Raw genomic sequence first — 26330 nt, forward strand, 5'->3', positions numbered from 1 at the left:
CGGTTCAGGCCTTGGGCTTGGCGTGGGCGGCGAGCCGCTCCAGGGCGGCGCGCAGGCCGGGGTCGCTGATGCCGTCGGCCGTCGCCTGGATGGTTTCGGCGGCATTTACCGACAGGTCCATCGTGTGGCCCACTGCGCCTTGTTGCACGGTAGGCGGCTGCACCTTGAACTGGATACGCGTCAAGTTGGCGAACTCATCGAAGGCCATCAATTGACGTTGCAGGCGTTTTTGCTGGTAACGCAAACGCGTGGCCCAATGACCGTCGGTGACAATTAACAGCAAATTGCCTTCACGCCAGGACGCCACATGACAATGTTCACGTGCGGCCGGTTGCAATTGGCTTTCGAGCAGGCGTTGCAGATGGCCCAGGCGTTGCGCGTGGCCAAAGATGGCTTTCAACGGCTTGGCTTCGCGGAGCAACACGCTGGGGATGCGAGCTGTATGAGGGCGAAATGCCATGTTTAGACACCTTAAGTAACAGAGCCGCCATCTTAACAGAAAGCGCCCGCAGGCCCCCGGGCAATGCAACTGCAGGTCAACGCTTGCCAAATCAATAGGTAACTTCTGCGCTCCATGGGTTGAAGTTCCGGTAAAAGCCCTTATTTTAAACAGGCCCTCTCACAGCACCATGCCAGCATCGGGGAACAACGCCACTTTCCTCACCCACGATTCCGGGTAGAATGCGCGTTCGCATGCGGCCGTGAGGGCTGCTCGGGCCACTCACGGTGCGCCCTCCATCCCTATGTGTGGAAGAACCTGCCGATATGTTTGCGCCTTTGTTAAAGAAACTTTTTGGAAGCAAGAATGAGCGCGAAGTCAAACGCATGCTCAAGACGGTGCAACTGGTCAATGCTTTCGAAGAGCAGATGGTTGCCCTGTCGGACGACCAATTGCGCGCCAAGACCCAAGAGTTCAAGGCCCGCATAGCCAAAGGTGAAACCCTCGACAAGCTGCTTCCCGAAGCCTTTGCGGTCGCCCGTGAAGCCGGCAAGCGTGTCATGGGCATGCGCCACTTCGACGTCCAGTTGATCGGCGGCATGACCTTGCATGAAGGCATGATTGCCGAAATGCGTACCGGTGAAGGCAAGACCCTGGTGGCAACCCTGGGCGTTTACCTCAACGCACTGTCCGGCAAGGGCGTGCACGTTGTGACGGTGAACGACTACCTGGCTCGCCGGGACGCCAACTGGATGCGCCCGCTGTATGAATTCCTCGGCCTGACCGTCGGCGTGGTAACGCCGTTCCAGCCGCCGGAAGAGAAACGCGCCGCTTACGCTGCCGACATCACCTACGGCACCAACAACGAATTCGGTTTCGACTACCTGCGCGACAACATGGCGTTCAGCATGGAAGAAAAATTCCAGCGCGAACTCAACTTTGCCGTGATCGACGAAGTCGACTCCATCCTCATCGACGAAGCCCGTACCCCGCTGATCATCTCCGGCCAGGCCGAAGACAGCTCGCGCCTGTACACCGAAATCAACAAGTTGATTCCGCGCCTGACCCAGCACGTTGAAGAAGTTGAAGGCGTGGTGACCAAAGAAGGTCACTTCACCATCGACGAGAAGACCCGCCAGGTCGAACTCAACGAAGCCGGTCACCAGTTCGTCGAAGACATGCTGACCCAGATCGGCCTGCTGGCTGAAGGCGAGAGCCTTTACTCGGCGCACAACCTGGGCCTGTTGACCCACGTTTACGCCGGCCTGCGCGCCCATAAGCTGTTCCACCGCAACGTCGAATACATCGTGCAGGACGGCCAGGTGGTCCTGGTCGACGAACACACCGGCCGTACCATGCCGGGGCGTCGTCTGTCCGAAGGCCTGCACCAGGCCATCGAAGCCAAGGAAAACCTCAACATCCAGGCCGAAAGCCAGACGTTGGCGTCCACCACCTTCCAGAACTACTTCCGTCTGTACAACAAACTGTCCGGCATGACCGGTACGGCCGACACCGAAGCGTTCGAATTCCACCAGATCTACAACCTGGCCGTGATGGTCATCCCGCCGAACAAGCCGTTGGCGCGTAAAGACTTCAACGACCTGGTGTTCCTGACGGCTGAAGAGAAATACGCGGCAATCATCAATGACATCAAGGACGGCATGGCCCAGGGTCGCCCGATTCTGGTCGGTACTGCCACCATCGAGACTTCCGAGCACGTGTCCAACCTGCTCAACAAGGAAGGCATCGAGCACAAGGTCCTCAACGCCAAGTTCCACGAAAAAGAAGCCGAGATCATCGCCCAGGCCGGTCGCCCAGGCGCACTGACCATCGCCACCAACATGGCCGGTCGTGGTACCGACATCCTGTTGGGCGGCAACTGGGAAGTGGAAGTCGCGGCCCTGGAAAACCCGAGCCCCGAGCAGATCGCCCAGATCAAGGCCGACTGGCAGAAACGCCACCAGGCCGTGCTGGAATCCGGCGGCCTGCAGGTGATCGCTTCCGAGCGTCACGAATCGCGCCGTATCGACAACCAGCTGCGTGGTCGTGCCGGTCGTCAGGGTGACGCCGGTTCCAGCCGCTTCTACCTGTCGCTGGAAGACAGCCTGATGCGCATCTTCGCCTCGGACCGCGTGAAGAACTTCATGAAGGCTCTGGGCATGCAGTCCGGTGAAGCGATCGAGCACCGCATGGTGACCAACGCCATCGAGAAAGCGCAGCGCAAGGTTGAAGGCCGCAACTTCGACATTCGTAAGCAACTGCTCGAGTTCGACGACGTCAACAACGAACAGCGTAAAGTGATCTATCACATGCGTAACACGTTGCTGGCTGCCGACAACATTGGCGAGACCATCGCTGACTTCCGTCAGGACGTGCTCAGCGCCACCGTCAGCGCACACATTCCGCCACAGTCCCTGCCAGAGCAGTGGGATGTTGCCGGCCTGGAAGCGGCACTCAAGAGCGACTTCGGTGTGGACTTGCCGGTTCAGCAATGGCTGGACGAAGACGACCACCTGTACGAAGAGACCCTGCGCGAGAAGCTCATGACCGAGCTGCTGGCCGCATACAACGAGAAAGAAGAGCAGGCGAGTGCCGAAGCACTGCGCACCTTCGAGAAGCAGATTGTCCTGCGCGTGCTGGACGACCTGTGGAAAGACCACCTGTCGACCATGGATCACCTGCGTCACGGTATCCACCTGCGTGGCTACGCCCAGAAGAACCCGAAGCAGGAGTACAAGCGCGAGTCGTTCACGCTGTTCTCCGAGCTGCTGGACTCGATCAAGCGCGATTCGATCCGCGTGCTGTCCCACGTTCAGGTGCGTCGTGAAGACCCGATCGAGGAAGAGGCACGCCTGCGTCAGGAAGCCGAGGCGCTGGCTGCGCGCATGCAGTTCCAGCACGACGAAGCCCCGGGTCTTGAGCAACCTGAAGTCTTGGGCGAAGAGGTCGATGTGGCCCTGGCCCAGACGCCGGTTCGCAACGACCAGAAGCTGGGCCGCAACGAACTGTGCTGGTGCGGTTCGGGCAAGAAGTTCAAACACTGCCACGGCGAAATCAACTAAGATTTTTGCCTGACGCTGCAACACCCCGCGCCGCGACCGGCCTTTGCCGTCGCGGCGTTTTGCCATTAATTTCACCGTCGCTTACGACGGCACAGATATCACCTCATTTTTAAGGAGCGCATTCATGGCTGTTGGTCTTGGTCCTTTGCCCACTTTGCACCCGGTCGCCGGTTTTGAACTCGGTATCGCTTCGGCCGGCATCAAGCGCCCGGGGCGCAAGGATGTGGTGGTGATGCGCTGTGCCGAAGGTTCAACCGTCGCTGGCGTGTTCACCCTCAATGCGTTCTGCGCAGCACCGGTGATCCTGGCCAAGCAGCGCGTAGCCGGTAACATTCGTTACCTGCTGACCAACACCGGTAATGCCAACGCCGGGACCGGCGAGCCAGGCCTGGTGGCCGCTGCGCGCACCTGCGCCAAGCTGGCCCAGCTTGCTGGGGTTGATGCCAGCCAAGTGTTGCCGTACTCCACCGGCGTGATCGGCGAGCCGCTGCCGGTCGAGAAGATCGAAGGTGCCCTGCAAGCCGCGCTGGACGACCTGTCTGTGGATAACTGGGCTGCCGCCGCCACCGGCATCATGACCACCGACACCCTGCCAAAAGGCGCGAGCCGCCAGTTCGTACACGACGGCGTCACCGTCACTGTAACTGGCATCAGCAAGGGCGCAGGCATGATCCGTCCGAACATGGCCACCATGCTCGGTTACATCGCCACTGACGCCAAAGTCTCCCGTGACGTGCTGCACAGCCTGATCCTGGACGGCGCCAACAAGTCGTTCAACCGCATCACCATCGATGGCGACACCTCCACCAACGACTGCTGCATGCTGATCGCCACCGGCCAGGCCAACCTGCCGGAAATCACCGAAGCCAGCGGCCCGCTGTTCGCGGCGTTGAAGCAGGCGGTGTTCGAAGTGTGCATGGACGTGGCCCAGGCCATCGTGCGTGACGGCGAAGGCGCCACCAAATTCGTCACAGTTGAAGTCAATGGCGGCGGCAACCACCAGGAATGCCTGGACGTGGGTTACACCGTGGCGCATTCGCCACTGATCAAGACCGCGCTGTTCGCCTCCGACCCGAACTGGGGCCGTATCCTGGCTGCCGTCGGCCGTGCCGGCGTGCCAGACCTGGACGTGAGCAAGATCGACGTGTTCCTGAGCGGCGTGTGCATCGCCAGCCGTGGCGCACGTGCCGAGACCTACACCGAAGCCCAGGGCTCGGCGGTGATGCAGCAGGAAGAAATCACCATCCGCATCGAGCTGGGCCGCGGTGAGTGCAGCGAAACCATCTGGACCACTGACCTGTCCCACGAGTACGTGAAGATCAACGCGGAATACCGTACCTAAGAGGATAAGCGCGGTGAAACGAGTGCATGTAGCAGCAGCGGTGATCCGCGGTGTCGACGGCAGGATCCTGCTGGCGCGCCGCGCCGATACCCAGCATCAGGGCGGCCTCTGGGAGTTTCCCGGGGGTAAGGTGGAAGCCGATGAGTCGGTTGAAACCGCCCTGTCCCGCGAACTGCAGGAAGAGCTGGGCATTCAGGTCACGGCGGCACGCCCGTTGATCAAGGTGCAGCATGACTACCCGGACAAACAGGTATTACTGGATGTCTGGGAAGTCTCGGCCTTTACCGGCGAACCCCATGGTGCCGAAGGGCAGCCGTTGGAATGGGTGGCCCAGCGGGACCTGATCAACTACGAGTTCCCGGCAGCCAATGCGCCCATCGTTGCCGCAGCGCGTTTGCCTGCCGAGTACTTGATCACGCCTGGCGAGCTGGAAACCCCCGCATTGTTGCGCGGTATCCAGAAAGCCATTGCCGGTGGCATCAAGCTGGTTCAACTGCGTGCGCCCAACGGCTACGACCCTAAATACCGGGACTTGGCGGTGGACGCCGTGGGCCTGTGTGCGGGCAAGGCGCAACTGATGCTCAAGGGGCCCTTTGAGTGGTTGGGGGATTTCCCCTCGGCGGGCTGGCACATGACCTCGGCGCAACTGCGCAAATACGCGAGCAAAGGCCGGCCGCTGCCCAAGGACCGCTGGTTGGCGGCTTCTTGCCACAATGCCGAGGAACTGGCGCTGGCCGAGTTGATGGACGTGGATTTTGTCACGCTGTCGCCGGTGCAACCGACCCAGACTCATCCTGACGCGCAGCCGTTGGGGTGGGAGCAGGCGGCGCTTTTGATCAGTGGGTTCAGCAAGCCGGTGTTTCTGCTGGGTGGCGTTGGGCCGGCTGAGCGGGAGCAGGCTTGGGAAGCCGGTGCCCAGGGTGTTGCTGGCATCCGGGCGTTCTGGCCTGAGGTTTGATGGTGTTCTGACGGGCCTCTTCGCGAGCAAGCCCGCTCCCACACTTGACCGAGTTCTACCTTTGGAATGCGGTCGAATGTGGGAGCGGGCTTGCTCGCGAAGGCGTCAGATCAGGCACTGAAAAACTAATGGGGTTTGGCAGCCGCCTGCCACAACACCTCCGCCACACCCTGGCGCCTGGCAATCACCCGCGCTGCCACAAACAGCAAGTCCGACAGCCGATTGATATACGCCAACCCCACGCCGTCCAACGGTTCCACCGCGTTCAACTGCTGACACCGCCGCTCTGCACTGCGCGCCAGGCTGCGGCATACATGGGCCTGGGCAATCAGCGCCGAACCCCCGGGCAGGATGAAGTTCTCCAGCGGCCCCACTTCCTCGTTCCAGCGGTCAATCGCCGCTTCCAATCGGTCCACTTCAGCGGCATTCAACGCCTTGTACACCGGCATCGCCAGCTCGCCGCCCAGATCGAACAAACGATGCTGGCAAGGCGTAAGCACTTCGATCACGTCCTTGAGTTCAGGGTGCTTGCCACTCTGTTCTTCCAGGTTGGCCAACAGCAACCCCAACTGACTGTTCAGCGTATCGACTTCGCCAATGGCCTCCACCCGTGGGTGGTCCTTGGGCACACGGCGGCCATCGCCCAGGCCGGTTTCGCCCGTGTCGCCGGTACGGGTGTAGATCTTCGACAGGCGAAAGCCCATGGTCAGTGCTCCAGTTGGGTAAGTTCGTAGGGGGGCAGTTGGCTGCCGGCCAGCGGCAGGCGCAAGGTAAAGCACGTACCTTGGCCCGGCGTAGAGTGCACTTCCATCTGGCCTTTGTGGTTGTTGGTGATGATGAAGTACGACACCGACAGCCCAAGCCCGGTGCCCTGGCCGATTTCCTTGGTGGTGAAGAAGGGCTCGAAGGTGCGCTTGCGCACGTTTTCGCTCATGCCGATGCCGTTGTCTTCCACCTGGATTTCCGCCCACGGCGGGTTGAGCCGGGTGCGCAGGATGATGCGCCCAGGCTCGCTGTCGTCTTCGCGCAGGTGGATCGCCTGGGCGGCGTTTTTCAACAGGTTGAGCAGTACCTGCTCCAGTTCGTTGGCGGTGCCGGGCACGGGGCCCAGTTGCGGGTCGAACTGGCGGATGATCGCCTGGCCCTTGAAGTCGAAGCCGATGGTCAAGTCGAAGTCGTTACCGGCGATCTCCACCGCCTGGTCAATCAGCGCGGGCAGGTCGCAAGGCGCCATCTGCCGGTTGCTGCGCCGGCTGAAACTGAGCATGTGGGTGACGATCTTCGCCGCCCGTGCACCGGCTTGCTGGATGCCGTCGAGCAGTTGCGGCACTTCGCGGCTTTGCAGGTAGCGGTTGACGGTGTCCAGCTCGATGCCGGCCTGTTCGGCCTGCTCCAGGTTCTTGGGCAGGTCGGGGGACAAGCGCCGGCGGATGTTCTGTACGTTGTGCAGGATCGCGCCCAGGGGGTTGTTGATCTCGTGGGCCATGCCAGCGGCGAGGCCGCCCACCGAGAGCATTTTTTCCGACTGCACCATCATTTCTTCCAGGGACAGGCGCTGGGTAATGTCGTCGATGCGGATCACCACGCCGCGCCCGGCACCGCCCATCAGCGGGTAGAAGGTCAGGGCGTAATGCTTGGGCTCATCGTCCTTGACCCAGGTGACCCGCTCGATGCGTTCCACCGTGTGTTGTTCGACCGTGGCCTTGATCTGGGGCAGGTAGGGCTTGAGCGGCTGGAAGGCGAGGAAAATCGGCTGGTTCAGCGCTTCATCCAGGCGCGTGCCGGAAAGCGCGCTGGCTTCCTGGTTCCACTGGGTCACGTAGAGCTGTTCGTCCAGGGCGATCAGCGCCGAGGGCATCGAGTCGATGATGCTATTGAGGTAGTTCTGGAAACCGGTGAGTTTTTTCTCGATCTTGCTGCGCACCTGGACTTCCAGTTCCAGCTTGCGGTTGGTGTGGCGGGTTTCCTCGGCCAGGCCCTGGGCCTGGTCGTAGGCGGCCTGGGAGTCGTCACGGGCGCGCTTGAGCTGCTGCTCACGGGCTTCGATGCGTGACAGCATGGTGTTGAAGGCTTCGGCCAGGCTGCCGATTTCGTCGTGGTTGCCGCGACTGGCGCGCAGGGCGTAGTTCTCTTCGCGGGTGACCTGGCGCGACAGTTCTTCCAGTTCGTGGATCGGCCGGGTGATCAGGCGCTTGATCTGACGGGCGATGATCAGCCACAACAGCACGCTGAAAATCAGGATGCCCAGGCTGGCGGTCAATGTGCCGGTGTAGAAGGCCACCGGCAGCTCACTGCTGGCCACCAGCAGCAGGTGCCCGGAAGGCTGGCCAGCCCGGGGCAGGGTGATGACCTGGTTACTGCGAAACTCGGTGACGCGCCAGGCTTCGATGTGCCGGTAGTTGTCCGGCAAGTGCAGGCGATCGCCGTGTTGCATCTGCGCCAGGCGGTTGCCTTCGCCGTCGTACAGCGCCGCCGCGCGCAGCGGTGAATAGCTGGTCAGTTCGTTAAGGAGCGCGTCGGCCTTGGAGGGGGATTCGAGGGCTTCGGCGGCGAGCGCCGGGTTGGACACCAGCCGACCAATGGCCTGGAGGGCCTGGGGCGCCATGCTTTCCTGGGAGATCCAGTAGGCCGCACTGATAAAAGTCAGGTTGGCCACCAGCAACACGGTGGTGAGCAGCACCAGCAAGGCGGCCAGCAGTTTCTGCCCGACCGGTAGGTTTTCTAGACGCTGGCGCAGTGGCATCAGGTTTTTCGCAGGCAATAGACAAGTAGTCAGGGTAGCGCGTGGTTCAGTCGCTGGGCAATCCGCGTGCGCGCAACTGCTCGACCAGGCGCGCTTGCACTTGTTGCAGGTGTGGCAGGGTCAATTGATGGCGAGCCGCCGCGAGGCAAGCGTACCCGAGCAGGTAGCTGATTTCGGTGCGTCGGGCGTTGGCCACGTCCTGATACATCGAGGAGTAGTTGGCAGCGGTGGCCTGGATCACCCGTTCCACTTCGCTGTGCAGGTCGTGGGCGGCTGCGGGTTGGCCGCAGCACTCCAGCAGTTCGGCCAGCTCCGCACACAGGGTCGCCACTTCGCACTGATGGGCCTGCAAGCCGCCGTTACGGCATTGATACAGCACGGTCAGCGGGTTGATCGCGCAATTGAGGGCCAGCTTGCGCCACAGGCGGGTGAGGATGTCGGTGCTCCATTCGTGGGGGATGCCGGCAGCGCTCAGGTCTTCGAGCAGCAGCGGGGGTATTGGATGGGCAGCGTCCCCCAGCCACGTATAGCCATGACCGGCAAACACCACGCGCCAGTCGCCGTCGCGAAACGCACCTTCGGTGCTGGAGGCGAACATGCAGCGGGCCTGGGGTAACTGGGCCGCCACCGCGTCCTGGCTGCCGAGGCCGTTTTGCAGCAGGACCAGTTCGGCGTCCGGTACAAGCCGGTGCTGCAACTGTGCGACGGCGCTTTGGGCGTCGTAGGCTTTGCACGCTACCAGCAGGCGATGAATCGGCCCCGGGCTGTCGGGCGTTTCGCCGATTACCGGGTAGGTATTCGAGACACCCTGTTCTACAAGGGTCAGGCCTTCTGCCGCCTGGTAGCTGGCCAAGCGCGCTTCATCGCGCAGTATCAACCGGACGGGCACGCCTGCACGGGCCAGGCGTGTGGCCCAGAGAGTGCCCAGGCTGCCCGCGCCGAGAATGTGCCAGGTGGCCGACATCTGTTTGTGCTCCGTTGGGGCGCCCACGATGAACGGGGCGAAAGAACCGCTATAATGCCCCGGCATTTTAGCTCGGGCGCGCTCCATCTCTACTGAGCCCGCCCCTTATATTGGAGAAATGACATGCCTTCGTTCGACGTGGTATCCGAACTGGACAAACACGAAGTCACCAACGCCGTCGAGAACGCCGTCAAGGAACTGGACCGTCGCTATGACTTGAAAGGCAAGGGCAGCTTCGAGTTCAAGGAAAAGGAACTGACTGTCAACCTGACCGCTGAAGCCGATTTCCAGCTGGAAGCGATGATCGAAATCCTCAAGCTGTCCCTGGTCAAGCGCAAGATCGACGTGCAATGCCTTGAAGTCAAGGACGCCTACGCTTCCGGCAAGCTGATGAAGCAGGAAGCGACGCTCAAGGAAGGCATCGACAAGGAGCTGGCGAAAAAGATCGTGGCCCATATCAAGGACGCCAAGCTCAAGGTCCAGGCCGCCATCCAGGGTGAGCAGGTGCGCGTTACCGGCAAGAAGCGTGACGATCTGCAAGAGGCCATCGCGGCCCTGCGCGCCAAGACCTTCGACATGCCGCTGCAGTTCAATAACTTTCGCGACTGATGGCACTTTGGGGAACCTGAGGGCGTTTTTGGCGTCCCACGCCCCAGAGCCATTGCCTACTATTGAGCCCTGCGGGGCTCAATTGCATTTTTGGGCACCTGAAAACACCGAACATCCGCTAGACAGGAGAATGTAGATGGATTTGAACGCTGAAGTGGATCACCTGATCAAGACCTCGGAATCGTGGATCCCGATGATCATGGAATACGGCAGCCGGTTTTTGCTGGCAGTGATCACCCTGGCCATCGGCTGGTGGTTGATCAACGTATTGACTCATCGAGTGGGGCGTTTGCTGGCCCTGCGTAACGCAGACCTGGCGCTGCAACACTTCATCACCAGCCTGGCGAACATTGCGCTCAAGGTCATGCTGGTGGTCAACGTGGCGTCGATGATCGGCGTGGCGACCACCTCGTTCGTTGCCGCGATCGGTGCCGCCACCCTGGCCATCGGCTTGGCGCTGCAAGGCAGCCTGGCGAACTTTGCCGGCGGCGTGCTGATCCTGCTGTTCCGCCCGTTCCGCATTGGTGACTGGATCGAAGCACAGGGCACGTCGGGCACGGTCGACAGCATCCAGATCTTCCACACCGTGTTGCGCACCGGCGACAACAAGACCGTGATCATCCCCAACGGCAGCCTGTCCAACGGCCTGATCACCAACACCAACCGTCAGCCGACGCGCAAAGTGGTATTCGACGTGGGCGTGGACTATGAAGCCGACTTGCAGAAGGCGCGTGAAGTCCTGCTGGAACTGGCCAAGGACCCACGGGTATTGGCCGATCCGGCTGCGGTGGCGGTGGTGTCGACCCTGGGGGACAGCTCGATCACGGTTTCCCTGCGTTGCTGGACCAAAACGGCGGATTACTGGGATGTAGTGTTCATGCTCAATGAACTTGCACGTGACCGCTTGAAGGCTGCCGGGATTGATATTCCATTTCCACAGCGAGTTATTCGAGTGATGCAGGAAAGTGTTACGAAGTAACTAAGTGCAAGGGCATCGAACTTGGCCAAAAGGTCAGGTTCGAGGTCGACGGGTTAATCTCGTTAGTTAGCTTGCTAGTTATTTTTCGATTGAAATAAAACAGCAATAAAAAAGCCGCCCCCTTGTTTGCAAGGGGGCGGCTTTTTATTTAAGGCCGAAGCCTTAAGCCATCGTTGTAATCAAACGAGCTATTACAAGATGTTCAGCGGGTATTGCGCGATCAGACGCAGTTCGTCGATGGACGCCGAACCGTAGTACACGCCGTCAGACGAACGATAGGTCGCTTGACGTACGCGCAGGCTCAGGTCTTTTGCCGGGCCGCTCTGGATCACGTATTTGGCTTCGATGTCGCGTTCCCACTCTTTGCCGTTCGAGGTGTCGGCGGTGTTCGCGCCGGTACCTTTCACGTAACGAGTCATGAAGCTCAGGCCTGGCACGCCGAAGGTGGCCATGTTCAGGTCGTAACGAGCCTGGAACGATTTCTCGTCTTCAGCGTTGAAGTCGGAACGGGCGATGGAGTTGGCCAGGAAGATCGTGCCGCCGCCGTCTACGCCGTAGCCGTAGTCACCGTCGCCGCTGACTTTCTGGTAGGCCAGGGTGAAAGTGTGAGCCTGGATGGTGTACGCGCCTTGCAGGCTGTACGCACGGTTATCCAGTTTGGTGGTGCCGTCTTTTTCTGCGCGTTGCAGGCCGGCGCCATCGCTCTTGGTGCTGTAGATGTTGAAGTCAACGGCCAGGGACTGGTCGTTGCTCAGCGCGTGAGTCCAGTTCAGGTTGGCGTAGGTTTTCTTCCAGTAGTCTTCAGTCTTCGCGTAGTACAGGCTGGCGCTGACTTCTGGAGTCAGGGCATAGACACCACCGATGAAGTCGGTTTTGGTCAGGCCCAGGCTGTCACGGTAAGTCTGTGCTTGTGCCACGCTGGAAGTGAAGTGACCGCCTTCGAGTTTCAGGCCTTTGATTTCGTTGCTGGTGATCGAGATACCTTGTGGCAGCTCTGGCAGCAAACGGCTGTCATCGGAAGCGAAGACAGGAGCGGTGGTGTATTGGTCGCCGACTTTCAGCACGGTGTCGGAGATGCGGAACTTAACAGCGCCGCCGCCTTTGGAGTAATCGTCTTGTGCACGACCGTCCGAACCGGTTGGGAACAGGCCAGTGCCCGAACGACCCTTGCCGCTGTCCAGTTTCACGCCCAGCAGGCCGATGACGTCAACACCGACACCGATGGTGCCTTGGGTGTAGCCCGACTGGAACAGGCCGTTGAAGCCCAGGCCGGTTTCGTTGACGCGGCTTTTGCCGGTGTCGTTGTTACGGAAGTCGCGACCAAAGTTCAGGAGGCGAGTGTTGATGCTGAAAGTGCTGTCTTCAACAAAGCCCTTGGAATCGTCCTGGGCGGACGCCATTGCGAACTGCGAGGTGCCTGCTGAAACAGCCAGGGCGATCATGCTCCACTTCATCACGCGCATCGTGATTTGCTCCTTTGGTTTTAGGAAGAGTACTGCCGTCCCACCTGTATTTTTATCTGGGCGGCTCTTTCTTTTTTGTGTCGGCGCAAAGTTATATCACGCAGACTCTATTGACGATACTTACCCATCTATCCTTTCAGCTTCTTTACGAGGCTGTCGTAAATTGCTAGCTCCATGTCGCAAATTCACAGTCCGAATGTTCCCGGACTGACAACTTCAATGCTGTTTTCAAACCCTTTGGAAGTTTGATTCCGTCCTTGATACGCATTGAAACGCTACTGTTTTTTATCGCGAAACACCGGCCTCCTGGCGCGTGTCGTTGCCGACGATGTGTGGGTGAATGCAACAAGCGTGCACAAACCGGTAACCGAATGTCATTTTTTCGTGAAAAGCGTTACAGCAATGTAAAAACCGCATAAGCACGGGCTTTTTACGCCGTTTGGTTTGGGCTTGACGCCCAGCCATTCCATCGGTTCGGGGGTACACAAAACCCGTGCCAGGCAAAAACGTTACCGGTTCACCCTCATGAGTGGGTACTTGGCGGATCCCTTTGAGGCACAGGTGGGTCATTTTGGTGCGTCCCGTTGAGGCCCGGTCTAGCGTAGCTCAAATATCGGACTGCCTCGAAAGGGTGCAGTTTTTTTTGCCGGATCTGGCCCAGGCGCTCATTGTTCGAGCTGTATTCGCCGTGAAGCCCCGGGCATTCGCAGGTATGCTGGGCCCTTGAAACTGACCTGCCGAACGGAGTGCCCGCGGTGTTCGCCCTAGATCAACGCCTGCAACAAGACACACTGGCCATCGGGGACTTCCCGCTGTGCCGCCTGCTGCTGTCCAATGACTCGAACTATCCATGGTTCATCCTGGTGCCGCGCATCAACGGTATCAGCGAAGTGTTTCAACTGGATGTCGCCGATCAACAAACGTTGTGGCGGGAAACGACGGCCTTGGCGCAAGTGCTGAACGAAGGCCTGGCCGCCGACAAGATGAACATTGGTGCGCTGGGTAACGTCGTCAGCCAGTTGCATGTGCATGTGATTGTGCGCAGGCGTGATGACGCTGCCTGGCCTGCTCCGGTATGGGGCAAGCATCCGGCGCAGCCTTACACCGAGGATCAGGTGGCCGCAATTCGCGCGCGCTTGCGTGAACTGTTACCGGCTGACTTCATCTTTTCCCACGCTTGAGTGGCAGGACTGACTTATGGATTTGCAAGACCGTGTGACGGACCTGGAAAGCCGCCTGGCTTTCCAGGACGACACCATCGAGACCCTCAATGACATCCTCGTCACCCAGCAGCGGGCGGTCGAACGCCTGCAATTGCAGATGACTGCACTGCTCAAGCGTCAGGAAGAAATGGGCGGCCAGTTCGAGACCTCGGAAGAAGAAGCGCCACCGCCACACTATTAATGGTTCGCCACTGATAGCCGGGCATTAAAAAACCGCGATCCAGCAAGGCTGGGTCGCGGTTTTTTTGTGGCGAGGGTGCAATCAGCGACGTGGCAGTGCCGCGATCACGTCTTCGGCTTGCAGGCCCTTGTCACGGTTCATGACGGAAAACTCCACGCGCTGGCCTTCGACCAGGACACGATGGCCTTCGCCGCGGATAGCCCGGAAATGGACGAAAATGTCGTCGCCCGAATCGCGGGAAATAAAGCCGAAGCCTTTGGAGGTGTTGAACCACTTGACGGTCCCGGTATCCCGGTTGGTCATGTCGTAGTTTTGCGAGGCGGCCGCAGGGGACGAACGGTAGAAGCTGATGGCCAGGTGAAGAACGATGGCGACCACAGCAATCACCAGGCTGAGCAGGATGGCCGGATGGCCGCCCACTTCAGGCATCGGTGCCAGGAGGGTGAGGGTTTGTACGACAACGGTCAGCACCAGCAGCGCACTGACCAGGTTTTGCAGTTGATGACGCGTGCCTTTGTTCCAGTAAGGAATCACTGGAGCCAGCGTCAGGTTAAGAAGGCCGAACAAGGCCAGGTACAGAGCGTCGTGTTGTTCCAGGTAGGGAGGGCTTCCCTGTTGCAAGCTCGGTATAAAGGACAGCAGCAACGCTGCAACGCCCGTTAGCAGGTGGACGATTTTCAACATTTTGATTAACTCACTTTAAGATGGATCACGCGGAAGAGCTGACTGGCACGGTTCGCTTCTGAACAATGGGAGGCGTTGAGCACGTGCGCGGTTATCAGCCTATGTGACGTGCCGCAGAACGATAACGGCAGCCACACGTCGTCTATTTAACAGCAAAGGCTGTGCCTACTCAAATCAAGCATTTCGGGGTGTTACAGCGAGCAGGGCATTTCTGCGTCAAACACTTGTCCTAGACAGGTGCGGGCTTTTCAGCGTGCTTTTGGCGATGTTTCCTACCTAGTGCGGACCGGCGTCATTCGCACGTGGGGGCGATTTGCCGCACCTTGTACCCGGGCATCGGGCTGCATGCCGTCTGCACTCTTGCTAGAGTGGTCCTGCACCTGATCAATGAATGCTCGTCAATTGAAGGGGAAAAACATGGCAATCGATATTGGTATCAGCGAACAAGACCGTAAATCTATCGTCGATGGGCTTTCACGGCTGCTGTCCGATACCTATGTACTGTATTTGAAGACCCACAACTTCCACTGGAACGTCACGGGCCCCATGTTTCGCACGCTGCACTTGATGTTTGAAGAGCAGTACAACGAACTGGCGCTGGCCGTGGACTCCATCGCCGAGCGCATCCGTGCCCTGGGGTTTCCGGCGCCGGGTGCCTATTCGATCTATGCCCGCCTGTCGTCCATCAAGGAAGAGGAGGGCGTGCCCAGTGCCGAAGAGATGATCAAGCAACTGGTGGCGGGTCAGGAGGCGGTCACGCGAACTGCACGAGGTATCTTCCCGTTGCTTGACAAGGTCAGCGACGAGCCGACAGCCGACCTGTTGACCCAGCGCATGCAGGTTCACGAGAAAACCGCGTGGATGCTGCGTTCCCTGCTCGAAAACCAGTAACCCTACCTACCGGGTGGCGCTGTCCTGGCGCCGCCCACTTGTTTCTCTGCGCTTCCTGGCGTTGTCCTACAACGTTCAGCTCCCCGTCTTCTGGCTGCCTTTTGTTTCCTGCTGTTTGATAAGGCCCATTGCCCAATGGGAGAAACCCATGGGCGGCTGTTTGGCAATGGAGTGTCAGGTGTATGTCACGCGGAGTGGGTAATGGAGTGATGGAAGCCGGTGGTTTTCATAAGATAAAGATCGACCCCTTTGCCAAGGGGTTCGACATGGGGCTGGCCAAGCCGTTGTCCCGGTCGGTGAGGCTCAATGGGTTTTCCACCTGCCTGCGGCTTGAGCTGATCTATTGGAACATCCTCACGGAGATCGCCAGGATCAACGCCTGTTCGGTCAGCGCGTTGTTGTCCTACGTCGACCGGGAAGTGCATTTGCGCTATGGCGGGGTGAAGAACTTCAGCGGGCTGGTCAGGGTCGTGTGCGTGGTTCACGTGCTCGCGGGCCGCGCCTGTTCGCACAACCCGGAGTAATCTGCCTGCCCGGGGCCGGCCCGCTTCACGGGCGGCGCGGCCCCGGGCAGAAAGCCGGCTGCGCTGCCTTGATTTAACAGATATAATCCCGCGCTTTGCTGCGCATGCAGGGGTTGCCCCGGCACAGGCGTGGCGCAGTAACGTTCTGATCGCCGAGACATCGCCATGCCCATGTACGACTACCAATGTGCTTCCTGTGGTCATCAGTTGGAAGCCATTCAGAAGATCAGCGCCGCGCCGCTGGTCGATTGCCCGGCCTGCCAGGCGCCGGACCTCAAGAAGATGTTGTCCATGCCAGGCTTCCGCCTGAGTGGCGGCGGCTGGTACGAGACCGACTTCAAGACCGGCTCGAAGAAGAACCTGGCGGGCGGCGACAAAGCAGACTGAGTTGAACTCAACGCGCAGGCTCCTGCATTATCCGTCCCCTGCTTTAATGTACGGTGACGAGGCAGGCCTCCACCGAATTTCGAATTACGAGAAGTGAAACCACTACCATGATGCGCAGCCACTATTGCGGCCAACTGAACGAGACCCTGGAAGGTCAGGAAATCACCCTTTGCGGATGGGTTCACCGTCGCCGCGACCACGGCGGGGTGATTTTCCTCGATATCCGTGATCGTGATGGTCTGGCCCAGGTGGTGTTCGACCCGGACCGCGCCGAAAGCTTCGCCGCTGCCGACCGCGTGCGCAGCGAATACGTCGTGAAGATCACCGGCAAGGTTCGCCTGCGTCCGGCCGGTGCCGTGAACAAGAACATGGCGTCCGGCGGCATCGAAGTGCTGGGCTATGAGCTGGAAGTGCTGAACGAGTCGGAAACCCCGCCGTTCCCACTCAACGAATTCTCCGACGTCGGTGAGGAAACTCGCCTGCGCTACCGCTTCCTGGACCTGCGTCGTCCGGAAATGGCCGAGAAGCTGCGCCTGCGTTCGCGCATGACCACCAGCATCCGCCGTTTCCTCGACGAAAACGGCTTCCTGGACGTGGAAACGCCGATCCTGACCCGGGCCACCCCGGAAGGCGCGCGTGACTACCTGGTGCCGAGCCGTACTCACGCCGGTTCGTTCTTCGCCCTGCCGCAATCGCCGCAGCTGTTCAAGCAATTGCTGATGGTGGCCGGCTTCGACCGTTACTACCAGATCGCCAAGTGCTTCCGCGACGAAGACCTGCGCGCCGACCGCCAGCCGGAATTCACCCAGATCGACATCGAGACCAGCTTCCTCGATGAAAAAGAGATCATGGGCCTGACCGAGCAGATGATCCGCAACCTGTTCAAGGAAGTACTGAACCTGGAGTTCGGTGATTTCCCGCACATGACCTTCGAAGAAGCCATGCGCCGCTACGGTTCCGACAAGCCAGACCTGCGTAACCCGCTGGAACTGGTGGACGTGGCCGACCAGCTCAAGGAAGTCGAGTTCAAGGTATTCAGCGGCCCGGCCAACGACCCTAAATGCCGCATTGCCGCCCTGCGCGTGCCAGGTGGCGCGAGCATGCCGCGCAAGCAGATCGACGACTACACCAAGTTCGTCGGCATCTACGGTGCCAAGGGCCTGGCGTACATCAAGGTCAACGAGCGCGCCAACGGCATTGACGGCCTGCAATCGCCGATCGTGAAAAACATCCCGCTGGACAACCTGAACGCGATCCTCGACCGCGTCGGTGCAGTCGACGGCGACATCGTATTCTTCGGTGCCGACAAGGCCAAGATCGTCAGCGAAGCCCTGGGCGCGCTGCGCATCAAGCTGGGTCACGACCTGAACCTGCTGACCTGCGAATGGGCCCCGATGTGGGTCGTTGACTTCCCGATGTTCGAAGAGAACGACGACGGCAGCTTCAGCGCCCTGCACCACCCGTTCACCGCGCCGAAGTGCTCCCCGGCCGAGCTGGAAGCCAACCCGGCTGGCGCGTTGTCCCGTGCCTACGACATGGTGCTCAACGGCACTGAACTGGGTGGCGGTTCGATCCGTATCCACCGTAAAGAGATGCAGCAAGCGGTATTCCGCCTGTTGGGTATCAACGAAGCGGAACAGGAAGAGAAATTCGGCTTCCTGCTCGACGCCCTGAAGTACGGCGCACCGCCGCACGGTGGCCTGGCGTTTGGCCTGGACCGTCTGGTGATGCTGATGACCGGCGCCCAGTCGATCCGTGAAGTGATCGCCTTCCCGAAAACCCAGAGTGCTGCGGACGTCATGACCCAGGCTCCGGGCGTGGTGGATGCCAAGGCCTTGCGCGAACTGCACATCCGTCTGCGTGAGACGCCAAAGGCTGAGTAAGGCCACTGCGTGAAAGCGCACTGAGGTTTACGCAGTCTAAAAGGGCGCATCTTCGGATGCGCCTTTGCGTTAAAGGACTACCTCCCGCCTGGGGCGGGGTTGATCAAGGTTTCTACAGAATTTCGGAGTTGTGTTATGGCTGGCCATTCCAAGTGGGCGAACATCAAGCACCGCAAAGAGCGTCAGGATGCCAAGAAAGGCAAGATTTTCACTAAGTGGATCCGCGAACTGACCGTCGCCGCCCGCCAGGGTGGTGGTGACCCGGGTTCCAACCCGCGTCTGCGCCTGGCGCTGGACAAGGCCCTGGGCGCGAACATGAGCCGCGACATCATCGATCGCGCCGTGGCCCGTGGTGCCGGTGCTGCCGACACCGACGACATGGTCGAGCTGAGCTACGAAGGCTACGGCCCGGGTGGCGTGGCGGTGATGGTCGAGTGCATGACCGACAACCGCAACCGCACCGCAGCGGCCGTGCGCCATGCGTTCAGCAAGTGCGGCGGCAACCTCGGCACCGACGGTTCGGTGGCCTATCTGTTCGAGCGCAAGGGGCAGATCTCCTTCGCCCCGGGTACGGACGAAGACGCGCTGATGGAAGCGGCCATGGAAGCTGATGCCGATGACGTGGTGACCAACGAAGATGGCTCCATCGACGTGTTTACCTCGTTTGCCAGCTTCTACGCCGTGCGTAACGCGCTGGAAGCGGCCGGGTTCAAAGGCACTGACGCGGAAATCGTGATGCTGCCGACCACCAGCGCCGAGCTGGACCTGGATGGCGCGCAGAAAGTGCTGAAGATGCTGGATATGCTCGAAGACCTGGACGATGTGCAGAACGTGTATTCGAATGCCGATATCCCGGAAGAAGTCGCCGCACAGCTAAGCTGAGGCCAGACGTAGATCAAAATGTGGGAGCGGGCTTGCCCGCGAATGCGGTGTACCAGTCGCTGAAAATATTGGCTGATCCACCGTCTTCGCGGGCAAGCCCGCTCCCACATTGGATCTTCTTTGTAGCAGAAATTGTGTTTACCCAACCCGCAGGCGTTATGACTTTAATCCTAGGTATCGACCCCGGTTCGCGCATCACCGGTTTTGGCGTGGTGCAACAAACCCCTCGCGGCTGCATCTACGTCGCTTCGGGCTGCATCCGCACCGGCGCAGGCGAGTTGGCCGAGCGCCTGCAGATCGTCTATCGCGGTGTACGGGAAGTGATCCAGACCTACGGGCCGGTCACCATGGGCATCGAAAAGGTGTTCATGGCCAAAAATGCCGACTCCGCGCTGAAGCTTGGCCAGGCCCGTGGCGCGGCCATCGTCGCCGGGGCGGAGGAGGGCATGGAGATTGCCGAATACACCGCGACCCAGGTCAAGCAGGCTGTGGTCGGCACCGGTGCAGCCAACAAGGAGCAGGTGCAGATGATGGTCATGCACATGCTCAAGCTCACCGCCAAACCGCAAATCGACGCCTCCGACGCCCTGGCCATCGCCATTTGCCACGCCCATACCCGCTCCAGCCTGTTGCCTCACGGCTTGGGCACTGCACGCAGTCGTGGCGGGCGGCTGCGTCTCTGATAGCATCAGCGCAATCGTTTTTTCCGGTCAGGCCTTGATCTGACCCTACGCTTTAAGGATTCGAACCGTGATTGGACGCTTGCGCGGCACCCTGGCTGAGAAACAGCCGCCGCACCTGATTCTGGATGTGAATGGGTTGGGCTATGAGCTGGAAGTGCCTATGACCACCCTGTATCGCCTTCCGTCAGTCGGCGAGCCGCTGACCCTGCATACCCACCTCGTTGTGCGCGAAGATGCGCAATTGCTCTATGGTTTCATTGGCAAGCGTGACCGTGACTTCTTTCGTGAGCTGATCCGCCTCAACGGCGTGGGGCCCAAGCTGGCCCTGGCGTTGATGTCGAGCCTGGAAGTGGATGAGCTGGTGCGTGCGGTTTCCGCCCAGGACACCTCGGCCCTGACCAAGGTGCCGGGCGTCGGCAAGAAGACCGCCGAGCGCCTGCTGGTGGAACTCAAGGACCGCTTCAAGGCCTGGGAAGTCGCGCCGAGCATGTTTGCCCTGGTGCCGAACCAGCCGGATATGCCGGCAAGCCAGGTGGCCAGTGCCGAAAGCGATGCGGTCAGCGCGCTGATCTCCCTGGGCTACAAGCCGCAGGAGGCCAGCAAGGCCGTGTCGGCCATCAAGGACAAGAACCTGAGCAGCGAAGACATGATCCGCCGAGCCCTGAAGGGAATGATTTAAGTGATTGAAGCTGATCGTCTGATCGCGGCCACCGGCCCACGCGACCGCGAAGAAATCCAGGACCGGGCCATCCGTCCCCTGAGCCTGGCCGACTACATCGGCCAGCCCACCGTGCGCGAGCAGATGGAGTTGTTCATCCAGGCGGCGCGCGGGCGCAGTGAGTCCCTGGACCATACGTTGATCTTCGGCCCGCCCGGCCTGGGCAAGACCACCCTGGCCAACATCATCGCCCAGGAAATGGGGGTGTCGATCAAGTCCACTTCCGGTCCGGTGCTGGAGCGTCCGGGCGACCTGGCGGCGCTGCTGACCAACCTTGAACCCCATGACGTGCTGTTTATCGACGAGATCCACCGGCTCTCGCCCATCGTCGAAGAAGTGCTGTACCCGGCCATGGAAGACTTCCAGCTCGACATCATGATCGGCGAAGGCCCTGCCGCGCGCTCGATCAAGCTCGACCTGCCGCCGTTCACCCTGGTGGGGGCCACAACCCGTGCGGGCATGCTGACCAACCCGTTGCGAGACCGTTTCGGCATTGTTCAACGTCTAGAGTTCTATAGCACCGGCGACCTGGCGACCATTGTCAGCCGCTCGGCGGGGATTCTCGGTTTGCCGCTGGACCCGGAAGGCGCGTTTGAAATCGCGCGCCGCGCCCGTGGCACGCCGCGAATTGCCAACCGTTTGCTGCGCCGTGTGCGCGATTTTGCCGAAGTGCGGGCCAAGGGGCACATCACCAAGGCCGTGGCCGACCTGGCCTTGAACCTGCTGGACGTGGACGAGCACGGCTTCGATCACCAGGACCGACGCCTGCTGCTGACCATGATCGAGAAGTTCGACGGTGGCCCGGTGGGTGTGGACAGCCTGGCGGCGGCCATCAGCGAGGAGCGTCATACCATCGAGGACGTGCTGGAGCCTTACCTGATCCAGCAGGGTTACATCATGCGCACGCCAAGGGGGCGAGTGGTGACGCGCCATGCCTATTTGCACTTTGGGTTAAACATTCCGTCACGATTGGGTGAGATGCCCGTGGTAGACGAATTCCTCGATGCAGTGGACGATTAAAAAGGTCACGCCAGTCGATTTATCTGAAGTTTGTGCTGTCCTAGTGGCTGGTGTCGTCACTCAGTGACTGGAAATGTTTCGATGGATGAAAAAACAGTTGCCCAGCCGGATTGGCAACCTGAGGAGTAAGCACTAGAGTATGCGCGCGCAAAACGGGGATCAGTCGTTCGCACATCGCTGTCGCGTTTATTACGAGGACACCGATGCGGGCGGCATCGTGTATTACGTCAACTACCTCAAGTTCATGGAGCGGGCTCGAACCGAGCGGCTACGGGAGCTGGGCTTTGCCCAATCCCAGCTGGCAGGGGAGGACCTGTTATTTGTCGTGCATTCCAGCGAGGCGCGATATCACGCGCCGGCGCGGCTGGACGACGAATTGTTGGTCAGCGCTGAAGTAATCGAATTGAACCGTGTCAGCCTGCGCTTCAAACAGCAGGTCAGGCGGGCGACGGATGCAACGCTGCTCTGTGAGGGGCAGTTCCTGGTGGCCTGTGTGCGCACCAATAGTTTGAAACCCCGGGCCATTCCCGAAGCTCTACGTGCGGCCTTTGCCGACGTAAGCGGCGCGGGTAAACAATCAAAGCAGGAGATTTAGCGTGGAACCTACCGTCGTCGACCATTCCTCCATGTGGAGCCTGGTCAGCAATGCCAGTGTCGTGGTTCAACTGGTCATGCTGACCCTGGTAGCCGCATCGGTTACCTCTTGGGTCATGATTTTTCAGCGCAGCAACCTGCTGCGTGCCGGTCGACGTGCCCTGGAGAGCTTCGAGGAGCGCTTCTGGTCGGGGATCGACCTGTCCAAGCTGTATCGCCAGGCCGGCAGCAACCCGGACCCGGATTCGGGCGTCGAGCAGATCTTCCGCGCCGGCTTCAAGGAATTCTCCCGTCTGCGCCAGCAGCCTGGTGTTGACCCGGAAGCGGTCATGGAGGGCGTGGCCCGTGCCATGCGCGTTGCCATCTCCCGCGAAGAAGAGAAGCTGGAGCAGAGCCTGCCGTTCCTCGCTACCGTCGGTTCCGTGAGCCCGTACATCGGCCTGTTCGGTACCGTATGGGGCATCATGAACTCCTTCCGTGGCCTGGCCCAGGCCCAGCAAGCGACCCTGGCCACCGTGGCCCCGGGTATCGCCGAAGCCCTGATCGCCACCGCGATCGGCCTGTTCGCTGCCATCCCCGCAGTAATCGCCTACAACCGTTTTGCCGCCCGTGGCGAAAACCTGATTGGCCGTTACTACACCTTCGCCGACGAATTCCAGGCGATCCTGCACCGTAAAGTGCACACCAGCGAAGAATAAGCAGGTATTTCCCGATGGCTTTAATCACTCGAGCACGCACCAAGCGCAAGCCGGTCGCCGAGATGAACGTAGTGCCTTACATCGACGTGATGCTGGTGCTGCTGGTGATTTTCATGGTGACCGCGCCGATGCTCAACCAGGGTGTGAAGGTTGACCTGCCCAAGGTTTCCAGCGAAGCCTTGCCCCAGGACAACAACACCCAGGTGCTGACCATTTCGATCAAGTCCGACAAGACCTATTACTGGAACCTTGGCAGCGAAGTCGACACTCAGAAGCAGCAGGACAAGGCGCTGACCTTGCCGGCGATGACCGATGCGGTGACCAAGATCATTCGCTCCGGCAACGAAGGCGGCAAGCACACCCAGGTCTTCATCCGCGGTGACAAGGCGGTCGACTACGGCTCCGTCATGGGCGCCATGGGCGGGCTGCAGAAGGCCGGCGTGGGTAACGTTGGCTTGATTACCGAGGCGCCCTGATGCAGCAACAGCGAGAGCCGTCCGCCTCGGAAAGCTACTTCTGGCCTAGCGTCTGGGCAATTGCCCTGCACGTCCTGGTGTTTGGCATGCTGTTCGTCAGCTTTGCCATGACTCCGGACCTGCCGCCAGCCAAGCCGATCGTGCAGGCGACCCTGTATCAGCTGAAATCGAAGAGCCAGGCCACCACCCAGACCAATCAGAAGATTGCGGGTGAGGCCCAGAAGTCGGCTGCGCGCCAGACTGAAGTCGAGCAGATGGAACAGAAGAAGGTCGAGCAGGAAGCGGTGAAGGCTGCTGCGGAACAAAAGAAAGAAGAGGCGGCTCAAAAGGCCGAGGAAGCGAAAAAGGCTGACGAAGCGAAGAAGGCCGACGAGGCGAAAAAGGCTGATGAAGCCAAGAAAGCCGAGAAAGCTGCCGAAGCGAAAAAGGCCGAAGAGAAACAATTGGCTGATATAGCCAAGAAGAAAGCCGAAGACGAAGCGAAGAAAGCTGCTGAAGAAGAGGCCAAGAAAAAGGCCGCTGAAGACGCCAAGAAAAAGATAGTCGAAGACGCGAAGAAGAAAGCCGCCGAAGACGCCAAGAAAAAAGCTGAAGCAGACGAGGCGAAGAAGAAAATCGCCGACGACGCGAAGAAGAAAGCTGCCGCCGACGCCACCAAGAAAAAGGCCCAGGAAGCAGCGCGCAAATCCGCCGAAGAGAAAAAGGCCCAGGCCTTGGCAGACTTGCTCTCCGACACGCCGCAGCGTCAGCAAGCCTTGGCCGATGAGCAGGGCGATCAAGTCGCGGGCAGTTTCGACGACCTGATTCGAGCGCGGGCAGCAGAAGGCTGGACACGTCCACCTTCGGCACGCAAAGGCATGAAAGTGGTACTGCAGATCGGTATGTTGCCGGACGGTACGGTGGCTTCGGTCGGCGTGGCCAGTTCCAGTGGCGATGGATCGTTCGACAGTTCGGCGGTTGCAGCGGTCAAGAACATTGGCCGGTTGACCGAGATGCAGGGAATGAAACCAAGTGACTTCGCTCCCTATCGTTCATTCAAGATGACATTCACACCTGAGGATCTAGCCCCGTGAGAAACATTCTTCGAGGAATGCTTGTCGTTATTTGCTGTATGGCAGGGATAGCGGCGGCGGATGAAAAGAACATCCTGGTCACCAGCGGCAGCGATCGGGCCACCCCGATTGCCGTCGTACCGTTTGGCTGGCAGGGCGGCAGCGTGCTGCCGGACGACATGGCCCAGATCGTCAGCGACGACCTGCGCAACTCCGGTTACTACGCGCCAATCGACAAAGGCAACATGATCAGCCAGCCGACCCAGGCCAGCGAAGTCATCTTCCGCGACTGGAAAGCCGTGGGCGCGCAGTACCTGATGGTGGGCAACATCGTGCCAGCCGGCGGTCGCCTGCAGATCCAGTACACGCTGTTCAACGTGGCCACCGAGCAGCAGGTCCTGACCGGCAGCGTCTCGGGTACCGCCGAGCAGATTCGCGACATGGCCCACTACATTTCGGACCAGTCGTTTGAAAAACTCACCGGTATCAAGGGTGCGTTCTCGACACGCCTGCTGTACGTTACGGCTGAGCGTTTTTCTGTAGACAACACTCGTTACACTTTGCAGCGTTCGGACTACGACGGCGCCCGTGCCGTGACCTTGCTGCAATCCCGTGAGCCAATCCTGTCGCCGCGCTTTGCGCCGGACGGCAAGCGTATTGCCTACGTGTCTTTCGAACAGAAGCGTCCGCGTATCTTCGTCCAGCACATCGATACTGGCCGTCGTGAGCAGATCACCAACTTCGAAGGCCTCAACGGCGCGCCTGCCTGGTCGCCGGATGGTTCGCGCCTGGCGTTCGTGCTGTCCAAGGACGGCAACCCGGATATCTACGTGATGAACATGGCCACGCGCCAGATCACGCGTGCAACCAGCGGCCCGGGCATCAACACCGAACCGTTCTGGGGCAAGGATGGTTCGACCATTTACTTCACCTCTGACCGAGGCGGCAAGCCACAGGTCTACAAGGCTAATGTGAATGGTGGTGGTGCGGAGCGTGTTACTTTTATTGGTAACTACAACGCCAACCCTAAACTTTCGGCCGATGAAAAGACGTTGGTAATGATTCACCGTCAGGATGGTTTCACTAATTTCCGGGTTGCGGCCCAGGATTTGCAGCGTGGAACGGTAAAAATCCTTACAGATACCAACCTTGATGAGTCAGCCACTGTTGCGCCCAACGGCACCATGGTAATCTACGCCACCCGCCAGCAGGGCCGGGGAGTCTTGATGCTCGTGTCCATTAATGGACGTGTAAGGCTCCCACTTCCTACCGCTCAAGGCGAAGTCAGAGAACCATCCTGGTCCCCTTACCTGAACTGACGCGGCGCTACAAAAAGATTTGCTTAACACACTGGGGTTCATTAGGAGTTTCACGATGGAAATGCTGAAGTTTGGTAAGTTTGCTGCTCTGGCTCTGGCTCTGTCCGTAGCCGTTGGTTGCTCGTCTAAAGGCGGCGACAATGCCGGTGAAGGCGCAGCTGTTGATCCAAACGCTGGTTACGGCGCTAACACTGGTGCAGTTGACGGCTCCCTGAGCGAAGAAGCTGCTCTGCGCGCTATCACCACTTTCTACTTCGAATACGACAGTTCGGACCTGAAGCCAGAAGCCATGCGCGCTCTGGACGTTCACGCGAAGGACCTGAAAGCTAACGGCGCTCGCGTTGTTCTGGAAGGTAACACCGACGAACGTGGTACTCGTGAGTACAACATGGCACTGGGCGAGCGTCGTGCGAAAGCCGTTCAGCGCTACCTGGTACTGCAAGGTGTTGCTCCAGGCCAACTGGAACTGGTTTCCTACGGTAAAGAGCGTCCAGTTGCTACTGGCCACGACGAGCAGTCCTGGGCTCAGAACCGTCGCGTCGAACTGCGTAAGTAA

27 protein-coding genes are annotated in these 26330 nt (G+C 59.9%); 21 read left to right on the plus strand and 6 right to left on the minus strand.

The window, feature by feature from the left end; translation table 11 throughout:
• Positions 1 to 4: 4 nt before the first annotated feature.
• Entirely contained in the window at positions 5 to 460 is a 456-nt protein-coding gene (locus HX803_RS15445) for a DUF721 domain-containing protein (protein WP_178921774.1), read from the minus strand.
• Positions 461 to 765: 305 nt separating this feature from the next.
• On the opposite strand from HX803_RS15445, the gene secA reads away from it, so the two are divergent.
• The 3 genes from secA (at position 766) to HX803_RS15460 (ending at position 5801) form a co-directional block, all read left to right on the plus strand.
• On the plus strand, positions 766 to 3501 hold the full coding sequence (gene secA, locus HX803_RS15450) for a preprotein translocase subunit SecA (RefSeq protein WP_178921775.1): 2736 nt from the start codon (positions 766 to 768) through the stop codon (positions 3499 to 3501).
• 124 nt (positions 3502 to 3625) lie between these two features.
• On the plus strand, positions 3626 to 4843 hold the full coding sequence (gene argJ / locus HX803_RS15455) for a bifunctional glutamate N-acetyltransferase/amino-acid acetyltransferase ArgJ (protein ID WP_178921777.1): 1218 nt from the start codon (positions 3626 to 3628) through the stop codon (positions 4841 to 4843).
• Positions 4844 to 4856: 13 nt separating this feature from the next.
• Positions 4857 to 5801, plus strand: a complete 945-nt coding sequence (locus HX803_RS15460) for a Nudix family hydrolase (RefSeq protein WP_178921779.1) — start codon at positions 4857 to 4859, stop codon at positions 5799 to 5801.
• A gap of 125 nt (positions 5802 to 5926) precedes the next feature.
• On the opposite strand, the gene HX803_RS15465 is transcribed toward HX803_RS15460, so the two are convergent.
• From HX803_RS15465 to HX803_RS15475, 3 genes are read right to left on the minus strand one after another with little or no spacing between them, the layout of a single operon-like run.
• A complete protein-coding gene (locus tag HX803_RS15465) occupies positions 5927 to 6505 on the minus strand; it encodes a cob(I)yrinic acid a,c-diamide adenosyltransferase (protein ID WP_178921782.1) in 579 nt (192 codons plus the stop codon).
• Between the two features lie 2 nt (positions 6506 to 6507).
• Positions 6508 to 8544 carry a HAMP domain-containing sensor histidine kinase gene (locus tag HX803_RS15470; protein WP_178921784.1) on the minus strand — a complete coding sequence of 679 codons (2037 nt, stop codon included), beginning with the start codon at positions 8542 to 8544 and terminating at the stop codon, positions 6508 to 6510.
• A gap of 46 nt (positions 8545 to 8590) precedes the next feature.
• Complete coding sequence (locus HX803_RS15475) at positions 8591 to 9508, minus strand: putative 2-dehydropantoate 2-reductase (RefSeq protein WP_178921786.1); 918 nt, start codon at positions 9506 to 9508, stop codon at positions 8591 to 8593.
• A gap of 123 nt (positions 9509 to 9631) precedes the next feature.
• Here HX803_RS15475 and HX803_RS15480 point away from each other — a divergent pair, with 123 nt between their 5' ends.
• Both HX803_RS15480 and HX803_RS15485 read left to right on the plus strand, forming a co-directional pair.
• On the plus strand, positions 9632 to 10117 hold the full coding sequence (locus HX803_RS15480) for a YajQ family cyclic di-GMP-binding protein (protein ID WP_178921787.1): 486 nt from the start codon (positions 9632 to 9634) through the stop codon (positions 10115 to 10117).
• 136 nt (positions 10118 to 10253) lie between these two features.
• Positions 10254 to 11096: a mechanosensitive ion channel family protein gene (locus HX803_RS15485; RefSeq protein ID WP_178921788.1), complete on the plus strand. Its 843-nt coding sequence runs from the start codon at positions 10254 to 10256 to the stop codon at positions 11094 to 11096.
• Between the two features lie 191 nt (positions 11097 to 11287).
• Here the strand turns inward: HX803_RS15485 and HX803_RS15490 are convergent, their stop codons facing one another.
• On the minus strand, positions 11288 to 12559 hold the full coding sequence (locus tag HX803_RS15490; protein ID WP_178921789.1) for an OprD family porin: 1272 nt from the start codon (positions 12557 to 12559) through the stop codon (positions 11288 to 11290).
• 755 nt (positions 12560 to 13314) lie between these two features.
• On the opposite strand from HX803_RS15490, the gene HX803_RS15495 reads away from it, so the two are divergent.
• A complete protein-coding gene (locus tag HX803_RS15495; RefSeq protein ID WP_178921791.1) occupies positions 13315 to 13740 on the plus strand; it encodes an HIT domain-containing protein in 426 nt (141 codons plus the stop codon).
• 16 nt (positions 13741 to 13756) lie between these two features.
• Positions 13757 to 13963, plus strand: a complete 207-nt coding sequence (locus HX803_RS15500) for a SlyX family protein (RefSeq protein WP_015885618.1) — start codon at positions 13757 to 13759, stop codon at positions 13961 to 13963.
• 81 nt (positions 13964 to 14044) lie between these two features.
• Here HX803_RS15500 and HX803_RS32955 read toward each other — a convergent pair whose 3' ends face one another.
• The gene (locus tag HX803_RS32955; protein ID WP_083356990.1) at positions 14045 to 14647 is read right to left on the minus strand and encodes a cold-shock protein; all 603 of its coding nucleotides are present in this window, start codon (positions 14645 to 14647) and stop codon (positions 14045 to 14047) included.
• Positions 14648 to 15064: 417 nt separating this feature from the next.
• On the opposite strand from HX803_RS32955, the gene HX803_RS15510 reads away from it, so the two are divergent.
• From HX803_RS15510 to pal, 14 genes are all read left to right on the plus strand, one after another.
• Positions 15065 to 15538 carry a Dps family protein gene (locus HX803_RS15510; RefSeq protein ID WP_176994313.1) on the plus strand — a complete coding sequence of 158 codons (474 nt, stop codon included), beginning with the start codon at positions 15065 to 15067 and terminating at the stop codon, positions 15536 to 15538.
• Positions 15539 to 15720: 182 nt separating this feature from the next.
• Entirely contained in the window at positions 15721 to 16062 is a 342-nt protein-coding gene (locus HX803_RS15515) for a ribbon-helix-helix domain-containing protein (RefSeq protein ID WP_178921793.1), read from the plus strand.
• 165 nt (positions 16063 to 16227) lie between these two features.
• Entirely contained in the window at positions 16228 to 16449 is a 222-nt protein-coding gene (locus tag HX803_RS15520; RefSeq protein WP_178921795.1) for an FmdB family zinc ribbon protein, read from the plus strand.
• Between the two features lie 107 nt (positions 16450 to 16556).
• Entirely contained in the window at positions 16557 to 18332 is a 1776-nt protein-coding gene (gene aspS, locus HX803_RS15525; protein ID WP_178921798.1) for an aspartate--tRNA ligase, read from the plus strand.
• Positions 18333 to 18467: 135 nt separating this feature from the next.
• Positions 18468 to 19214 carry a YebC/PmpR family DNA-binding transcriptional regulator gene (locus tag HX803_RS15530; protein WP_178921799.1) on the plus strand — a complete coding sequence of 249 codons (747 nt, stop codon included), beginning with the start codon at positions 18468 to 18470 and terminating at the stop codon, positions 19212 to 19214.
• A 158-nt stretch (positions 19215 to 19372) separates the two neighbouring features.
• Positions 19373 to 19897 (plus strand): crossover junction endodeoxyribonuclease RuvC, encoded by a 525-nt coding sequence (gene ruvC, locus HX803_RS15535; RefSeq protein ID WP_065908840.1) that lies wholly within the window; start codon positions 19373 to 19375, stop codon positions 19895 to 19897.
• A gap of 67 nt (positions 19898 to 19964) precedes the next feature.
• Entirely contained in the window at positions 19965 to 20576 is a 612-nt protein-coding gene (gene ruvA / locus HX803_RS15540; RefSeq protein ID WP_178921801.1) for a Holliday junction branch migration protein RuvA, read from the plus strand.
• Positions 20577 to 21635, plus strand: a complete 1059-nt coding sequence (gene ruvB, locus HX803_RS15545; protein WP_176994308.1) for a Holliday junction branch migration DNA helicase RuvB — start codon at positions 20577 to 20579, stop codon at positions 21633 to 21635.
• 139 nt (positions 21636 to 21774) lie between these two features.
• Positions 21775 to 22230 (plus strand): tol-pal system-associated acyl-CoA thioesterase, encoded by a 456-nt coding sequence (gene ybgC / locus HX803_RS15550; protein ID WP_015885610.1) that lies wholly within the window; start codon positions 21775 to 21777, stop codon positions 22228 to 22230.
• Position 22231: 1 nt separating this feature from the next.
• Positions 22232 to 22927, plus strand: coding sequence for a protein TolQ (tolQ, locus tag HX803_RS15555; protein ID WP_010208111.1), 696 nt, complete (start codon positions 22232 to 22234; stop codon positions 22925 to 22927).
• 23 nt (positions 22928 to 22950) lie between these two features.
• Positions 22951 to 23403 (plus strand): protein TolR, encoded by a 453-nt coding sequence (gene tolR / locus HX803_RS15560; RefSeq protein ID WP_161634127.1) that lies wholly within the window; start codon positions 22951 to 22953, stop codon positions 23401 to 23403.
• Positions 23403 to 24476 (plus strand): cell envelope integrity protein TolA, encoded by a 1074-nt coding sequence (gene tolA / locus HX803_RS15565; protein WP_178921803.1) that lies wholly within the window; start codon positions 23403 to 23405, stop codon positions 24474 to 24476. Before tolR ends, tolA begins: the two co-directional genes overlap by 1 nt.
• A 17-nt stretch (positions 24477 to 24493) precedes the next feature.
• Entirely contained in the window at positions 24494 to 25774 is a 1281-nt protein-coding gene (gene tolB / locus HX803_RS15570; protein ID WP_178921805.1) for a Tol-Pal system beta propeller repeat protein TolB, read from the plus strand.
• Positions 25775 to 25829: 55 nt separating this feature from the next.
• Positions 25830 to 26330 carry a peptidoglycan-associated lipoprotein Pal gene (gene pal / locus HX803_RS15575; RefSeq protein WP_003209827.1) on the plus strand — a complete coding sequence of 167 codons (501 nt, stop codon included), beginning with the start codon at positions 25830 to 25832 and terminating at the stop codon, positions 26328 to 26330.

Origin of the sequence: Pseudomonas sp. P7548, from assembly GCF_013386585.1 — a bacterium.
Classification (GTDB): domain Bacteria; phylum Pseudomonadota; class Gammaproteobacteria; order Pseudomonadales; family Pseudomonadaceae; genus Aquipseudomonas.

Bases quoted from the DNA above. Each gene is read 5' to 3' on its own strand.
- HX803_RS15445 (WP_178921774.1), bottom strand. From the start codon at position 460: ATGGCATTTCGCCCTCATACAGCTCGCATCCCCAGCGTGTTGCTCCGC.
- HX803_RS15470 (WP_178921784.1), bottom strand. From the start codon at position 8,544: ATGCCACTGCGCCAGCGTCTAGAAAACCTACCGGTCGGGCAGAAACTG.
- aspS (WP_178921798.1), top strand. From the start codon at position 16,557: ATGATGCGCAGCCACTATTGCGGCCAACTGAACGAGACCCTGGAAGGT.
- ybgC (WP_015885610.1), top strand. From the start codon at position 21,775: ATGCGCGCGCAAAACGGGGATCAGTCGTTCGCACATCGCTGTCGCGTT.
- HX803_RS15485 (WP_178921788.1), top strand. From the start codon at position 10,254: ATGGATTTGAACGCTGAAGTGGATCACCTGATCAAGACCTCGGAATCG.
- HX803_RS15490 (WP_178921789.1), bottom strand. From the start codon at position 12,559: ATGCGCGTGATGAAGTGGAGCATGATCGCCCTGGCTGTTTCAGCAGGC.
- pal (WP_003209827.1), top strand. From the start codon at position 25,830: ATGGAAATGCTGAAGTTTGGTAAGTTTGCTGCTCTGGCTCTGGCTCTG.
- HX803_RS15520 (WP_178921795.1), top strand. From the start codon at position 16,228: ATGCCCATGTACGACTACCAATGTGCTTCCTGTGGTCATCAGTTGGAA.
- HX803_RS15500 (WP_015885618.1), top strand. From the start codon at position 13,757: ATGGATTTGCAAGACCGTGTGACGGACCTGGAAAGCCGCCTGGCTTTC.
- ruvC (WP_065908840.1), top strand. From the start codon at position 19,373: ATGACTTTAATCCTAGGTATCGACCCCGGTTCGCGCATCACCGGTTTT.
- HX803_RS15480 (WP_178921787.1), top strand. From the start codon at position 9,632: ATGCCTTCGTTCGACGTGGTATCCGAACTGGACAAACACGAAGTCACC.
- HX803_RS15465 (WP_178921782.1), bottom strand. From the start codon at position 6,505: ATGGGCTTTCGCCTGTCGAAGATCTACACCCGTACCGGCGACACGGGC.
- HX803_RS32955 (WP_083356990.1), bottom strand. From the start codon at position 14,647: ATGTTGAAAATCGTCCACCTGCTAACGGGCGTTGCAGCGTTGCTGCTG.
- tolA (WP_178921803.1), top strand. From the start codon at position 23,403: ATGCAGCAACAGCGAGAGCCGTCCGCCTCGGAAAGCTACTTCTGGCCT.
- HX803_RS15510 (WP_176994313.1), top strand. From the start codon at position 15,065: ATGGCAATCGATATTGGTATCAGCGAACAAGACCGTAAATCTATCGTC.
- HX803_RS15475 (WP_178921786.1), bottom strand. From the start codon at position 9,508: ATGTCGGCCACCTGGCACATTCTCGGCGCGGGCAGCCTGGGCACTCTC.
- tolB (WP_178921805.1), top strand. From the start codon at position 24,494: ATGCTTGTCGTTATTTGCTGTATGGCAGGGATAGCGGCGGCGGATGAA.
- secA (WP_178921775.1), top strand. From the start codon at position 766: ATGTTTGCGCCTTTGTTAAAGAAACTTTTTGGAAGCAAGAATGAGCGC.
- HX803_RS15530 (WP_178921799.1), top strand. From the start codon at position 18,468: ATGGCTGGCCATTCCAAGTGGGCGAACATCAAGCACCGCAAAGAGCGT.
- HX803_RS15515 (WP_178921793.1), top strand. From the start codon at position 15,721: ATGTCACGCGGAGTGGGTAATGGAGTGATGGAAGCCGGTGGTTTTCAT.
- argJ (WP_178921777.1), top strand. From the start codon at position 3,626: ATGGCTGTTGGTCTTGGTCCTTTGCCCACTTTGCACCCGGTCGCCGGT.